The sequence below is a fragment of the Algoriphagus litoralis genome, from assembly GCF_003259255.1.
GTDB classification, from domain to species: domain Bacteria; phylum Bacteroidota; class Bacteroidia; order Cytophagales; family Cyclobacteriaceae; genus Algoriphagus; species Algoriphagus litoralis.
In genome coordinates, this window is record NZ_QGOL01000003.1 from 262,931 (window position 1) to 277,163 (window position 14,233).

At 42.6% G+C, this 14,233-nt stretch carries 12 protein-coding genes; 2 read left to right on the forward strand and 10 right to left on the reverse strand.

The features are described from left to right. Positions 1–4: 4 nt before the first annotated feature. From DK188_RS04535 to rocF, 4 genes are all read right to left on the reverse strand, one after another. The gene (locus tag DK188_RS04535) at positions 5–589 is read right to left on the reverse strand and encodes a glutathione peroxidase (protein WP_111669614.1); all 585 of its coding nucleotides are present in this window, start codon (positions 587–589) and stop codon (positions 5–7) included. A gap of 55 nt (positions 590–644) precedes the next feature. After that, complete coding sequence (argS, locus tag DK188_RS04540) at positions 645–2,435, reverse strand: arginine--tRNA ligase (RefSeq protein WP_111669615.1); 1,791 nt, start codon at positions 2,433–2,435, stop codon at positions 645–647. A gap of 106 nt (positions 2,436–2,541) precedes the next feature. Further along, positions 2,542–2,946 carry a GxxExxY protein gene (locus tag DK188_RS04545; protein ID WP_111669616.1) on the reverse strand — a complete coding sequence of 135 codons (405 nt, stop codon included), beginning with the start codon at positions 2,944–2,946 and terminating at the stop codon, positions 2,542–2,544. A gap of 56 nt (positions 2,947–3,002) precedes the next feature. Beyond that, entirely contained in the window at positions 3,003–3,953 is a 951-nt protein-coding gene (gene rocF / locus DK188_RS04550) for an arginase (protein WP_111669617.1), read from the reverse strand. A 291-nt stretch (positions 3,954–4,244) separates the two neighbouring features. On the opposite strand from rocF, the gene DK188_RS04555 reads away from it, so the two are divergent. Further along, positions 4,245–5,633, forward strand: a complete 1,389-nt coding sequence (locus DK188_RS04555; protein ID WP_111669618.1) for an arginine decarboxylase — start codon at positions 4,245–4,247, stop codon at positions 5,631–5,633. A gap of 101 nt (positions 5,634–5,734) precedes the next feature. On the opposite strand, the gene DK188_RS04560 is transcribed toward DK188_RS04555, so the two are convergent. The 6 genes from DK188_RS04560 to uxaC form a co-directional block, all read right to left on the reverse strand. Beyond that, positions 5,735–6,457 carry a DUF5715 family protein gene (locus tag DK188_RS04560; RefSeq protein ID WP_111669619.1) on the reverse strand — a complete coding sequence of 241 codons (723 nt, stop codon included), beginning with the start codon at positions 6,455–6,457 and terminating at the stop codon, positions 5,735–5,737. A 180-nt stretch (positions 6,458–6,637) separates the two neighbouring features. After that, complete coding sequence (locus tag DK188_RS04565) at positions 6,638–8,419, reverse strand: acyl-CoA dehydrogenase (protein ID WP_111669620.1); 1,782 nt, start codon at positions 8,417–8,419, stop codon at positions 6,638–6,640. Positions 8,420–8,549: 130 nt separating this feature from the next. Further along, complete coding sequence (locus DK188_RS04570) at positions 8,550–9,128, reverse strand: O-methyltransferase (RefSeq protein ID WP_111669824.1); 579 nt, start codon at positions 9,126–9,128, stop codon at positions 8,550–8,552. 208 nt (positions 9,129–9,336) lie between these two features. After that, positions 9,337–10,512, reverse strand: coding sequence for a mannonate dehydratase (gene uxuA, locus DK188_RS04575; protein ID WP_111669621.1), 1,176 nt, complete (start codon positions 10,510–10,512; stop codon positions 9,337–9,339). Between the two features lie 133 nt (positions 10,513–10,645). Then, complete coding sequence (locus DK188_RS04580; RefSeq protein ID WP_111669622.1) at positions 10,646–11,467, reverse strand: SDR family oxidoreductase; 822 nt, start codon at positions 11,465–11,467, stop codon at positions 10,646–10,648. Continuing rightward, a complete protein-coding gene (uxaC, locus tag DK188_RS04585) occupies positions 11,467–12,906 on the reverse strand; it encodes a glucuronate isomerase (protein ID WP_111669623.1) in 1,440 nt (479 codons plus the stop codon). Before uxaC ends, DK188_RS04580 begins: the two co-directional genes overlap by 1 nt. Before the next feature lie 179 nt (positions 12,907–13,085). On the opposite strand from uxaC, the gene DK188_RS04590 reads away from it, so the two are divergent. Next, a complete protein-coding gene (locus DK188_RS04590) occupies positions 13,086–14,111 on the forward strand; it encodes a LacI family DNA-binding transcriptional regulator (protein ID WP_111669624.1) in 1,026 nt (341 codons plus the stop codon). Positions 14,112–14,233: the final 122 nt, after the last annotated feature.

Below are 14,233 nucleotides of genomic sequence, written 5' to 3' on the forward strand. Positions count from 1 at the left end.
TCGGTTAGGCCTCGATTAATTTGAGGATTTCCTCATCCAATGGAGTCACAGAAGATGGGAAAAACTTCACCAATTCCCCTTTTTCATTTACAAAATACTTGCAGAAATTCCAGCTTGGTTCTTCATTGTTCCAGCCATTTTGTGAGGCATCAGATAGCCACCTGTACAGCGGATGCTTGTCAAAACCTTTGACTGAGATCTTCTCAAACATTGGGAAAGTCACTCCGAATTCGGCATCGCAGAAGGCAGCGATTTCCTCATTAGAGCCCGGTTCCTGGCCCCCAAAATTATTAGCCGGGAATCCTAAAACGAGGATTTTATCGCCATGAGTAGCATACAATTCCTGCAATTGTGCATACTGCTTGGTGTAGCCGCATTTTGACGCAACGTTCACCACCAATAGTTTTTTGCCTTTGAATTCTGAGAAATCAACTTCTTTTCCGTTGATGTCTTTTACCTTGAAATCGTAAAATGAACTTTCCATAGTTTGGTCAAATGAGGGATGAAATTCCGCTTGATCAACTGGCCTTTCCAAAGTTTTGCCGCAAGCGAAAAAGGTGATGCTGAGGATTAGAAGTAGTGTTTTCATTTTTTACATTTTTTGATTTCAATCTATGCGGAAGCGAGGAGTTGCAATAAACCATTTACATTCGTTCTGGGACAGCTATACCGAGCAAACTCATTCCTTTTTTGATTGTTTTGGCAGTCAAGGAAGAAAGTGCAACCCGAAATGATTGAATGGCCAAATCCTTCTCATGAAAGATCGGAACATCTGCATAGAATCTGTTGTATTCTTTTGCCAAATCGAATAAATATTGGGCAATGACTGCCGGTGAGAATTCTTCAGCAGCCAATTTTATTTTCTTTTCAAAATCATTCAAAAGTAAAATCAAGGCGGATTCTGATTCTGCAAGTTCAGCTATTCCCGAGTAATCCGGCGTTTCATAATTCACCCCGATTTGATCGGCTTTTCTCAAAATGGCAGCTATCCGAGCATGGGAATATTGGATGAATGGACCAGTGTAGCCTTGGAATTCGATGGATTCCTGAGGGTTGAAGAGCATGCGCTTTTTAGGATCTACCTTAAGCAGGAAGAATTTCAACGCACCTAAGCCCAATGTTTCATACAGTTCTGTCGCCTGCTCCTCTGTGAAACCTTCGATCTTACCCAATTCTTTGGTATGATGCGCTGCAGTATCGATCATTTCTTGCATGAGGTCATCCGCATCGACGACAGTTCCTTCACGGGATTTCATTTTGCCGGTAGGCAAATCCACCATTCCGTAGGACAAATGATACAAGCCATCGCCATAAGATCTGCCTAATTTTCGCATGATCTTAAACAAGACCTCAAAGTGGTAATCTTGTTCATTTCCAACGACATATACAGATTTATCTATTTGGAAATCCTTATATTTTAGGTCGGCTGTTCCCAGATCCTGCGTGATGTAAACTGAAGTACCGTCTGCTCTTCTCACTAGCTTTTCATCCAGGCCTTCATCAGTCAGATCCACCCAGACTGAACCGTTTTCTTTCTTGAAGAAAACTCCCTTTTCCAAGCCTTCTTCCACAATGTCTTTTCCCAAAAGATAAGTGTCTGACTCGTAATAAAACTTGTCAAAAGTCACTCCCATCTTTTTATAAGTCGCATCAAAGCCTGCATAGACCCATTCATTCATCTGTTTCCAGAGCGTCACCACTTCCTCATCATTTGCTTCCCATTTGCGAAGCATATCCTGAGCTTCAAGTAGAAGTGGTGCATGCTTCTTTGCCTCTTCCTCAGTCTGGCCTTGGGCTACCAATTCCTTGATTTCCTTTTTGTATTCCTGGTCAAAAATTACATAATATTTCCCGGCCAAGTGATCACCTTTCAACCCCGAGGACTCGGGGGTTTCTCCATTTCCAAAATGCTGGTAAGCTACCATGGATTTGCAGATGTGAATGCCCCGGTCATTGACCAAGTTGGCTTTGATTACTTCATACCCGGTGGCTTTGAGGATCTCTGCAACAGAAAATCCAAGGAAATTATTCCGCAAATGACCCAAATGAAGCGGTTTGTTGGTATTAGGTGAGGAATATTCGACCATTACCTTCTGCCCATTTGCCGGAAGTTGACCCAAGTTCAGATTGGAATAGATTTGCTGGAAAAGGCCCACCCAAACGAGTTCATTTAGCTCTAGGTTGAGGAATCCTTTGACCACGTTGAAACCGGTGATACCCGAAACATTTCCTTTGAGGTATTCCCCGATTTGGGTTGCAGTAGCTTCAGGATTGGCTTGTGATATTTTCAAAAACGGGAAAACAACAAATGTGTATGTTCCCTTAAATTCCTTTCGGGTGGGGGCAAGGGCAATTTGATCCAGGGGTAGCTCATGATTGTAAATGTTCTGAAATGCGAGCTGAATGCCTTGTATGATTGATTCTTGAATGTTCATTTTTTTTTACCACAAAGTTCACGGAGAGTAAATAAGAGGACGCAGAGAAGGTTATGTGAATATCCGACGCCTCGAGTTTCTTCAAATTCTTGGATGGGTGAATTAGTTATTCAATTCTTGTTTTGTCATTTATTACTCTTTGGAGGCCGAATTTAAGGCGGGTTACATTGAAATTCATTAAAAGACCAAGTTTATAATTCCCAAGCTTCAGATAATTTATAGTTTGAGCCATGTGAAGGTCTGACAATGATTCGACTGACTTAAGTTCTAAGACAAGCTTCCTTTCAACCAAGATGTCAATTTTATAAGCAACCTCGATTCTTATGTCTTCCATTTCAAGTGGAAGAATTTTTTCTACTTCAATTTGAAATCCTTCTTTAAGTAATTTCTTCGCTAAGACCTGTTTGTATGCATTTTCAAGAAGTCCTGGCCCCAAAGCGGAATGCACTTGGATGGCATGCCCAATAACTTTTGATGCCAGTTCATCTTCTGAAAAATCCGAATAGCTCATAATCAAAACTTTGCGAACTCTAATTTAACCTTTGCGGTCTTTGTGGTTAAAAAAAGTCAATAATTATCCACCAAAGACTTTGTCGTGACCTCCAAGACTTCAAAGGCGGCTTCGGCCATGGTGTTTTCGGTATCTAGGGTCGGATTTACTTCCACGATTTCCCAGCAGCAAACGCGCTTGTCCTTGATCAATGCGGCATTTAGGTGGATGGCTTCTTCTACCGTCAATCCATTGGGAACCGGAGTACCGGTACCGACTGAAATGGAGCTATCCAGGCTATCCACATCAAAGGAAATGTAAATCTGTTGGCAGTCTTTGAGTACTTCCAAGGCTTCTTTTGCTACTTTTTCAATTCCTTTTTCACGGACTTCCTGCGTGCTGAAATTTTTGATTCCGTATTTGACCATGATATGATCTTCCGGAGATTCCGTGTCTCTTACCGTGATAAAAACGATGTCTTGGGGTTCAATTTTGGGAAAGTCTCCGCCGATTTTTTTAATTTTTTCCCAATAGGTGATGGTTTCAGGACCAACTTCATTGACTTTGCACTCGAGGTTGTCCAGTTGAGCAGTCATGGCAAGTGGCATGCCGTGCATATTGCCAGAGGGAGTGGTGAATGGGGTGTGCAAGTCCGCATGTGCATCGATCCAAATGACACCGAGACGCTTCTCAGGATGAGCTGCCTTGATACCCATGATGGTACCTGCAGCAGTACTGTGATCTCCAGCCAATACGATAGGAAATTGTTTTTCCAACCGCAAAGACTCAATCGTGGAGTAGACATTTTTTAGCACTTGATATACTCCGTCAATGTATTTCGCATGGGGATGCTTATTGCCTTTCCAGAGGAAACTATTGGCATCGGGGACGTTTATAGGATCAAATTGGGTGAAAAATCCCGATTTTTTGTCCAAGCTGGCGATTTTGAGTGCATCGATCCCCATACTTGCTCCACGGGTGCCCGCGGCGATTTCGGATCTTACTTCTACTAGTTTTATTTTTCTCATCTCTGAGTGTATTTGGGTTTAAACAGGGCGATTTACCAAAGCCCAAAACTAGTCAAAAGCCCCCGGAATTCAATTTTGACACTTTTTTGAATTCAATAACTTTTCCTGCCTTGTCTTTTCCGGATATGGGACAGAAGTCTTTTGGATAAAAACCCCTGAATTGAGATTATGTGAATATTAAATTCCTCCCGTCAAGCTCTCCCGCTGATGGATTTAACCGCGAATCATTTGATATCCCCCAATAAAAGCGCAATTTTTGCAGCCTACTTTACGAAATAAAATCCCTGGTAAATGAACCGATATATTGACCTTATCCAACAGACATTTGACTTTCCAACCAAAGAGTTTCATGTAGAAAATGACCAACTCTTCTTTAACGGGGTCAATCTGATGGAAATCATCGAAACTTACGGCACGCCGCTCAAGCTGACTTACCTGCCGAAGATTTCGGAAAGCATCCAAAATGCCAAGACTTTTTTTGGCAACGCCATGGAAACGCACAACTATCAGGGAAAATACACCTACTGCTATTGCACTAAGTCCTCGCATTTCAGCTTTGTACTGGATGAAGCGCTGAAAAATGACATCCATATTGAGACTTCCTCGACCTTTGATATTCCATTGGTGCGTAGTCTCTATGCAAAAGGGAAAATCAACAAAAACACCTTCATTATCTGCAATGGTTTCAAACGGGAATTGTATAAAAAATACATCTCCGAGCTATTGAATGATGGATTTACCAATTGTATTCCAATCCTGGACAACATCGGTGAAATAGATTACTACCTAGAACATGTGAAAGTGCCTTTCCAAGTAGGAATACGGATAGCAGCAGATGAGGAGCCAAAATTCGGCTTTTACACTTCTCGTCTAGGCGTCCGATACAATGATATTTTGAAGCTTTACGAGGAAAAAATTAAAGATCACCCCTTGGTCAGCCTCAAGATGCTTCATTTTTTCATCAACTCCGGGATCAAGGATACTGCCTACTATTGGTCAGAATTGACCCGATTTATCCAGAAATATGTCGATCTGAAAAAGATCGCTCCATCCCTGGATACCATGGATATCGGTGGTGGTTGGCCGATCAAGACCAATGTGTTTTTCGACTACGATTACCAATACATGGCCGATCAGATCGTCAAAAACATCAAGTGGATGTGTGCCAAAAACAACACGACTGAGCCGAACATATTCACTGAATTTGGTAGCTACACTGTAGGAGAGAGTGGGGCAGTGCTCTATTCGATTTTGGAAGAAAAGCTCCAAAACGACAAGGAACTCTGGTACATGATCGATGGGTCATTCATTACTCAACTGCCGGATAGCTGGGGACTCAATCAGAAGTATATCATGCTGGCAGTGAACAATTGGGATGAGGCCTATCAGGGAATTTCGCTTGGAGGATTGACTTGTGACAGCATGGATTACTACAATTCAGAAGCGCACCAATACAATATTTACCTCCCAAAAATCGAACCTGGTAAGAAGCAATACATAGGCTTCTTTCATACCGGAGCTTACCAAGAATCATTGGGAGGCTATGGAGGCATTCAGCATTGCCTGATACCTGCACCGAAACACGTGCTGATCGATCGGGATGAAACAGGGAAAATTACTCATCGCCTATTTGCAAAAGATCAGACTGAGGAAAGTATGCTAAAAGTGCTTGGGTATTAATTGTCTTTAGAAAATAAACAGAAGAAAAAAACCGCTGGAAGGCGGTTTTTTTATGGAGATTTAAATTTAGAGGACTTTTCAGACGCTTACCTTTTGACGGTTTACCTTACAGTCACGTGGTAGCAGCTCTGTTTTCTTTCTTTGATGACATAGATTTTTCCAGTCTGCTGAAAATGATTCAATACTGTTTCCAGATTTTTCTGGGCCTTTTGGTTCCATTCCCTGATTCCATTAAACCGGATATAGGAGATGTCAAAGGATACTCCGAATGAATGAGAACTATTGCCATCAGCAGCATTTCTGTTTCTTCGCTTTAGATTCTTTTGCTGCTCCTCCGTGCGTGTAGCTGAAGTGATTGTGAAATAATTTCCCTCTCCTGACAAGGCCTGAAACGCTGCGCCAAGCTCTTCGAGTACTTTTTTCGAATTCGGGGTCATGTAAGGAAAACTATGGGTAAGCTGTTCCACTTTATAGCCAATGCCAACTTTGGCTTCTACCAGGAAGTTTCCACATACCAAGTTGAAGAGTTGATCCTCGTCTTTGATTGTCCCAACACCTGTTTCCTCAGCTGCAATCAAATGATCTTCATAAGTGTCCTTTTTAATCCTTCCTTTGAATGGCAGTAGTTGACTGATATCAAATTTTACTGGAGCAATAGGTTCAGGTAAAACAGCAGGTTCAGTGGGTACGGGTTCTGAGAGAAAGTCGGCGTAGGATTCTTTAAATCGTTCTGTTAGTTCAGGCTGGTAAGAAACCATCGCCAGCGTTCCTAGTGAAAAAAAAATGAAAAATGAAAAGATGAAAATAGGGGTGGTTTTATTCATTTTCTACGATTCTGTCTCCTTGAATTTGTGGTAATTTAAGCAGAAAGGCTTGATTTTGGGCAGTGGATCAGGCAGAAAAGCAAAGGATTATGCTTCGCCAATTCTGCTTAGAATTTGAAAATGATGAGACTAAGGAGATTTTTTTCTGTTTGGTATCTGGATTTTGTCCTTCTTTCAAGTTCAAAACCAAGAAGGCTGCATCTTGATCGTGGGGTAAGACTTGGAATGAAAACGCTCGATTAGGCCATTAATTTTTGGAAGTTCGTAGTCCATGAAGTATCTGGCAGTTTCTATTTTTCCAAAGTAAAAGTCTTGTTCAGTAGCTCCAGTATTCAAGGCTTTTTGTGCCGATTGTGCCTGCTTGAGCCACATCCAAGCTAAACAGGCGATTCCGGTAGCCTCTAGGAAAAGCGTGGCATCCGCCAAAAACTCCTCTGGTCCCTGATTCATTTTGAAGAGAATTTGCGCAGCACCATGGGTAAACCGCCGCAGCTGAGCTTCAAATTTTCCGCGAATCTGATCCAATTCTGAGAATTCTTTTGAGGAATCAATAGTTTGTTGGATTTCTTTTTGGAGGAGTTTCCAGGCCAATCCTTCCTGAATCAATACTTTTCTGCCTAAAAGATCCAAGCCATGAATTCCTGTCGTACCCTCATGAATAGGATGAATTCGAGCCTCCCGGTAATATTGTTCCACAGGGAAGTCGGTGGTGTAACCTGCTCCCCCCAAGACTTGAACCGCTGCGGAAGTACTCTGAACGCCCATTTCCGAAGGATAACTTTTGGCAATGGGAGTCAAAAGATCCAACAGTAATTCCATTTGATTCTTTTGGTCTGGATCAAGATGGTGGGCGATTTTATCGGAAAGGATTGCGCAATAAATCAAAAGTGAAAGAGAGCCTTCGACCACACTTTTTTGGAATAGCAGCATCCGCTTGACATCAGCATGGGCAATGATCGGAACTTGCGGCTGATTTAGGTTTTTTTCGCCTACTTTTCTTCCTTGAGGACGCTCCTTAGCATACGCCAGAGATGCTTGATAGGCAGCTGATGCGATTGCGACTCCATTCATTCCCACACCCAATCGGGCTTCATTCATCATCTGAAACATGTACTTCAGGCCTTGATTAGGTTCGCCGACCAGATATCCTTCACATCCATCACTGCTACCCATCATCAAATGGGCTATCGGAGCGCCTTTGTATCCCATTTTATGGTAAATTCCTTGAGTCAGGACGTCATTTGGTTCACCGGAAATCCGATTTTTGGGAACAACAAAAAGTGAAATACCCTTGGTGCCTGCAGGCGCCCCCTGAATTCTCGCCAACATGAGATGGATGATGTTTTCGCAGGCATCATGATCTCCTGCAGAAATGTAGATTTTCTGGCCCTTGATCCGAAAAATATTTGGTTTATCAGTTGGATAAGCCGTGGTGCTGATGTCTGAAAGCGAGCTTCCAGCATCTGGTTCGGTCAGTGCCATTGTTCCTTGCCAAAGACCTGAATAGAGCTTTGGAGTGAATTTTTCTACCAATTCTCTGGATCCAAAGGTACGGATCAGGTTTGCCGCACCGGTTGTCAAAAATGGAAAAACACTTGCTGAGTAATTTGAGGCTTGAAAAATAAATCCCGCTGCCATGTGGATGGTCCAAGGAAGCTGCTGACCGCCTTCGGCATAGGAAAAAAGTGCATTGATCCAGCCGTCCTGACCAAATTGACGGATAATGTCCTTCATTCCTGGATGAATCCGGATTTGTCCGTCAATAAGTTGCGGTTCATTTCGATCCATCTCAGTGAGAAGCGGACGGAGAGATTTTATGGCAATTTGCTCGGCCGAATCCAGGACTAATCTAAACGTCTCCCCAGAATGATCCGCGAAATAGGGGATCTGGGTTAATTCAAGACAGTTTTGATTTTCAAAAAGTTGGAAAAGAAGATCTCGTTTTGAATAAAATAAGGTCATCAGGATTAGGGCTTTGGATAAATATGGGGAAATCTCTGCATGATTCCATTAGGTAAATCTCTCACAGATTTCACGGATAGGCATAGGCAAATTTAATGATCTGCTAAAATCAGGATGATCAATGAACTTCTTAAAATTTCCTTGTCGCCACGATGATCCCAGTAGACCAATTGAGTTTGGTGATATTCAAAAACGGCAAGGATTCCAATTTTTCTACAAACTTCACTGCCTTTTCAGCATGTCCTTCCGGCCAGTTAGGCTGTGGCAACATATCATCCACGATGTAAAGTCCCCCGATTTTCAGCATCGAAAGCACTTCGTCCAGCATCAGGTATTTTCCATGCCAAGTATCTGCGAAAATGTAGTCAAATTGTGCTGCTGTGTTGTTTTTGACCCATTCTTCTCCATCTATCAGCTCTAATTTTAACCTTGGGTCAATTCCTAAATATTGGTCCGCAATCGACAAAACTGATTCATCAAAATCGATAGAAGTCAAGACGGCTCCGTTGTCCATCCCATCCAAAATCCAAGCTGTAGAAAGACCCGTTCCGGTTCCTAATTCCAAGAATTTACCCCCAGGTTTACTGCTTGCCAATGTGCGCAATAGGGAACCTGCTGCTAAATCGGAAGCCATGGTAAATCCACTCTCTTCGGTAGCCTTTTGGATTTCAAGATAGGGTTTGGGTAAAGGTTTGATAATTTCAATCATTAATTTTAAAGTTAAAGGGCCTGGATTTGAATTTAATTCAAAATGAAAAAATCCACTTGGAATTAATCTCAAGTGGATTTTAAAAGTCATCTTTTTAGTCCAATCTATAAGGGTTCTATTTTTTTGAGCAATTTTTTTCGAGTTGACAAATCGAAAAATGGAATCAGGCTTCAAATCTTGCTAATATGCATCATTCGTTTATGGTCTTTTATTTATTCTTAACCCAAAGCAAAGCTTCCTCTACACCTCTGATTTCAGCCAATCCTTTGAGTCTACCAATGGCAGAGTAGCCCGGATTGGTTTTTTTGTGAAGATCATCCAGCATCTGATGCCCATGGTCAGGACGCATCGGAAGGCTTTTGCCCCGCTTCTCCTGAACTTTCAGGATCTCATCGATGACGGCTACCATGGGTACATTCCCTTCCAAGTGATTGTCTTCGAAAAAGTTGCCTGCTTCGTCTCTTTTGGTACTTCGCAAGTGGATAAAGTGAATTCGGTCCCCAAATTCACGCACCATAGCAGGAAGATCGTTGTCAGCCCGAACTCCGTAGGAACCGGTACAAAATGTCAATCCATTGTGGTGGCTTGGTGTCTCGGACAAAATCCTTCGAGCATCCGCCGCGGTACTGACCACTCTTGGAAGTCCATACAATGAGAACGGTGGATCATCCGGATGAATGCAAAGATAAACGCCAACTTCTTCGGCTACAGGAGTAACTGCATCCAAAAAAAGTCTGAGATGTTCTCCGAGTTTTTTGGCATCGATACCCTCATAGGTTTTCAGCATTTCTCGGAATTCATCCATGGTATAGCCGATTTCGGACCCTGGAAGTCCCTTTAAGATATTGTCAATAATCAGTTGTTTGGCATCTGTAGTCAGTGCCTCGTAGTATTCTTTTAACTCCCGAACTTCTGATTCTGAATATTCCTCAAAAGCCTCAGGTCGCTGTAGGATAAATAGGTCAAAAGCTTGCACGGCTTTCTTCTCATAAAATAGTGCTTTGGCTCCGTTTGGAAGTTCATGCTCAAGATTAGTGCGGGTCCAGTCAAGAATCGGCATGAAATTATAGCAAACGGTGAAGATACCTTCTGCAGCAAGATTGCGTAGCGTCTCTTTGTAGTTTTCGATGATCTGTTCGAAGTTGCCTGTTCTGGTTTTGATCACTTCATGAACTGGCACCGATTCGACTACAGACCAAGTCAGGCCGGCATCTTCGATCGTTTTTTTGCGGATCTGAATTTCTTCCCGACTCCAAACCTCACCGTTTGGTATGTGATGAAGGGCAGTGACTATGCCAGTAGCACCTGATTGGAGAATATCTCGTAGACTTACTGGGTCTTTTGGGCCATACCAGCGCATGGTTTGTTCCATTCTGTAGCTCATGGAAGAGGGGGATTTGGTTATTGGGAAATGGGTATTAGTTAGTTGTTGAGTGTTGAAAGTTAAGCGTTAAAACGTTAATCGTAAAAGAACTTGGGAGAACAATTAACGCTGAACGTTTAACCTTTAACGATTTTTATACACCTGAATACGCACTGAAACCTCCATCCACAGGAATGATGGTACCTGTGACGAATGCCGATGCATCACTGCAAAGCCATTGCAAAGCGCCCAATAAGTCCTCAGGTTTTCCAAAGCGATTCATCGGCGTATGGGATTTAATTTGGTTTCCGCGCTGCGTCAGACTGCCATCTGCTTCCGTCAGCAAGGTTCGATTCTGCTCAGTGAGGAAGAAGCCCGGCGCGATAGCATTCACACGGAATTCCGGGCCATGTTTTTGGGCCAATTCGACAGCTAGCCACTTTGTGAGGTTGTCAATAGCAGCTTTTGCAGATGCATATCCCATAACTCGAGTCATCGGTCTAGTAGCAGCCATTGAGCTGATATTGAGGATATTTCCTTTTCCTACTTTGAGCATCAATGGAAGTAAGATTTTGGTAGGAAGTACAGTTCCGAGATAGTTTAGATCCATGACCTTCCTTAGCGAAACAGTATTCAAATCAAGAAAATTCTGATCGGGTCGGATGACTGCGCCAGGCATATTTCCACCAGCAGAATTGATAAGGACATCAATATGTCCATGTTGGGAGGCAATGATTTTCGCAGCTTTTTCCAATGATTCTTCATCGGTCACATCTGCAAAATAGCCGAAGGCTTTTCCTCCCGTGGTTTTGATTTCATCAACGAGTTGATTGACCTTGTCAGGTGTACGGCCGATAATTAGAACCTCGGCGCCTTCATCGGCGAGGTGCATGGCCATGGTTTTACCCAGAACTCCTGTAGCCCCCGAAAAGGCGATTTTTTTTCCTTCGAGCGAAAAAAGGTTGGTAAACGACATTAAATCTTATAGTTAGTAGGGGAGAAGTTGAAGTAATCTTTTGCGTTTTGATAGCAAATGTCCGTGATGAGCTTTCCGAGCCATTTTTCATCCCAAGGAAGCTCTCCGTTTTCGACGTCCTTTCCAAAAATATTGCACAAAATCCGCCGGAAATATTCGTGTCGGGGAAAGGAGAGGAAGCTCCGTGAATCGGTCAGCATTCCGATAAAGCAACTCACCAAACCCATATTGGAGAGGGTATTGATTTGTTTTTCCATCCCATCTTTTTGGTCAAGATACCACCAGCCCGAGCCAAATTGGATCTTTCCTTTGATCGATCCATCGTTGAAGTTGCCGATCATCGTGGCAAATACTTCATTATCACGTGGGTTGAGATTATAGATTACCGTTTGAGCTAATTGATCAGTTGTGTCTAAATGATTCAAAAATGCTCCCAAAGCACTTGCTTGGTCAAAATCACCGATAGAGTCAAATCCTGTATCCGGACCCAAAACTCCGAGCATTCGAACATTAGTATTTCGCAAAGCGCCCAGATGAAACTGTTGCACCCAGCCTTTCGCATGATACATTTTGCAAAGCTTTTGGAGCGTTTTGAATTTGAAATGCTCGATTTCTTCTTTTGAAAGGGAATTGCCTCGAAGGGCTTTGACCAAAATGCTATCAGAAGAAAGCTGTTCATCCTTTGAGTACACCATGTTTTCCAAGCCATGATCGGAAAGCCGGCAGCCTCTGCTATGAAAGAAATCCACTCGAAGGGATAAGGCTTCAATCAGTTTGTCAAAAGAATTGATTTCGAATCCGACTAATCCACCTAATTTTTGAAGATAGGCTCGATAGGTTTCTGGATTTTCTATTGCAAAGGATTTATCCGGACGAAATGCGGGATATAATTTCACAGGTTTTCCTGATCTGATATAGTCTTCATGATACTCCAGGTTATCGCAGGGGTCATCGGTAGAGCATACCGTTTCAACATTCATTTTTTCCAACAATCCCTGTGCTTTAAAGTCTGCTTGCCTTAGTTGCTGTGAGGTGTAGTGAAAAATCTCTTCTGCATTGGCGGAAGTAAGCAGATCGTCTATCCCAAAGTATCGCTTCAATTCCATATGAGTCCAGTGGTACAAAGGATTTCGCATGGTGTAGGGGACAGTTCCTGCCCATTTTTCAAATTTCTCCACATCTGATGCCCCACCGGTAATGAAATGCTCATTGATTCCCAAGGTCCGCATTGCTCTCCATTTGTAGTGGTCACCGGCTAGCCAGACCTTGGAGATGTTTTCAAATTGTCGGTTTCCGGCGATTTCTGCAGGTGGGAGGTGATTGTGGTAATCGATTATGGGGAGGTTTTTGGCGTAATCGTGATAGAGTGTTTTAGCGAAGTCAGATTGCAGTAAAAAATCCTCAGTCAAGAAAGAATTTTGCGTTTGAGTAGAAAGCATGGTACAGGTTGGATGGGTTCTGTGCTAGTAATACTATCCTAAATTTACCTTGAAATAGTCCCTAAGCTTCATTAAAATACGGAAACGTTTGCGATATTATTTAAGTGGATAAATTTCCTTATTTTAGAACTGTTGAATTTATTCGACAAAGTCAAAAGCACTATTAACCCAAAATTCCTATGAGTACAGGTGTCAACCTAAAAGAGCTCGCCGCGGAGTTGAAACTTTCTCCATCCACTGTATCCCGAGCTTTAAATGATAGCTATGAGATCAGTGAGGCGACCAAAAAGAAGGTCGTATTTATGGCTGAAAAACTTAACTATCAGCCTAATCCGTTTGCCAGAAGTCTCAGGGAAAATAAAAGCAAAACCATAGCAGTGGTGATGCCTGAGCGGATGAGTAGTTTTTTTGCAAAGGTAATTGACGGCATCGAAGAAGTCACCCAGCAGCACGGCTATCACCTTTTGGTCTATAGTACACACGAAGATGTGGAGCGGGAAAAGAAAATCGTCAACCTCCTGATGAATGGGCGAGCCGATGCCATCGTGATGTCGGTCTCCAGTCAGACCAGTGATATATCCCACCTAGCGAGATTGCATGAGCGTGGATTTCCACTGATTTTTTTTGACAGAATCTGCTCTGAAATTCCAACCACCAAGTTCATCACCAATGACTACGAAAGTTCCTATGAGGGTACCAAGCACCTGATCCAGCAGGGTTGTCGCAAAATTGCCTTTCTAATGCTTTCTAAAGAACTGTCTATTACAAAAGAGCGATACCGTGGTTATCTGGATGCATTGAAGGCAGCCGGACTTTCTCCCACACCCTCTCTTCAAGTGACCTGTGCGCATGAGGAAGAAAACAACATTGAAGCGATCCGGGCCATGCTTATGTCTGAAGACAGGCCGGACGGGCTTGTTTCTTCGGTGGAAAAATTAGCATTGGCCACTTATCACGCTGTCAAGCGAACCAACATAAAAATTCCTGAGGACCTGAAGATTATCAGTTTCTTTTCAAACTTAAGTATCGCAGGTCTGTTAACACCTTCACTGACTACAATCACCCAACCGGCATTTACCATTGGTGAGGAATGTGCTAAACTGTTGATTAAAAAGCTGACCAAACCCCGTCAGCCGGATTTGCCAAATCAACTGATCAGTATTCCTTCGAAAATTACAATTCGATCTTCCACGATCGCAGTATAATTTGTTTGGTTTTCTTAATACGAAAAACGGCCTCGAAGTTCGAGGCCATTTTTTTTTTCAACTATTTCAAAATGACTTGTCAGATTTACAAAACCTGACAAGTCAAAATTTTCTATTGAATC

What these genes read in the sequence shown, in the direction of transcription:
- rocF (WP_111669617.1), bottom strand. Translation starts at nt 3,953, where the DNA reads ATGAGAAAAATAAAACTAGTAGAAGTAAGATCCGAAATCGCCGCGGGC.
- argS (WP_111669615.1), bottom strand. Translation starts at nt 2,435, where the DNA reads ATGAACATTCAAGAATCAATCATACAAGGCATTCAGCTCGCATTTCAG.
- DK188_RS04570 (WP_111669824.1), bottom strand. Translation starts at nt 9,128, where the DNA reads ATGATTGAAATTATCAAACCTTTACCCAAACCCTATCTTGAAATCCAA.
- uxuA (WP_111669621.1), bottom strand. Translation starts at nt 10,512, where the DNA reads ATGAGCTACAGAATGGAACAAACCATGCGCTGGTATGGCCCAAAAGAC.
- DK188_RS04580 (WP_111669622.1), bottom strand. Translation starts at nt 11,467, where the DNA reads ATGTCGTTTACCAACCTTTTTTCGCTCGAAGGAAAAAAAATCGCCTTT.
- uxaC (WP_111669623.1), bottom strand. Translation starts at nt 12,906, where the DNA reads ATGCTTTCTACTCAAACGCAAAATTCTTTCTTGACTGAGGATTTTTTA.
- DK188_RS04590 (WP_111669624.1), top strand. Translation starts at nt 13,086, where the DNA reads ATGAGTACAGGTGTCAACCTAAAAGAGCTCGCCGCGGAGTTGAAACTT.
- DK188_RS04555 (WP_111669618.1), top strand. Translation starts at nt 4,245, where the DNA reads ATGAACCGATATATTGACCTTATCCAACAGACATTTGACTTTCCAACC.
- DK188_RS04565 (WP_111669620.1), bottom strand. Translation starts at nt 8,419, where the DNA reads ATGACCTTATTTTATTCAAAACGAGATCTTCTTTTCCAACTTTTTGAA.
- DK188_RS04545 (WP_111669616.1), bottom strand. Translation starts at nt 2,946, where the DNA reads ATGAGCTATTCGGATTTTTCAGAAGATGAACTGGCATCAAAAGTTATT.
- DK188_RS04560 (WP_111669619.1), bottom strand. Translation starts at nt 6,457, where the DNA reads ATGAATAAAACCACCCCTATTTTCATCTTTTCATTTTTCATTTTTTTT.
- DK188_RS04535 (WP_111669614.1), bottom strand. Translation starts at nt 589, where the DNA reads ATGAAAACACTACTTCTAATCCTCAGCATCACCTTTTTCGCTTGCGGC.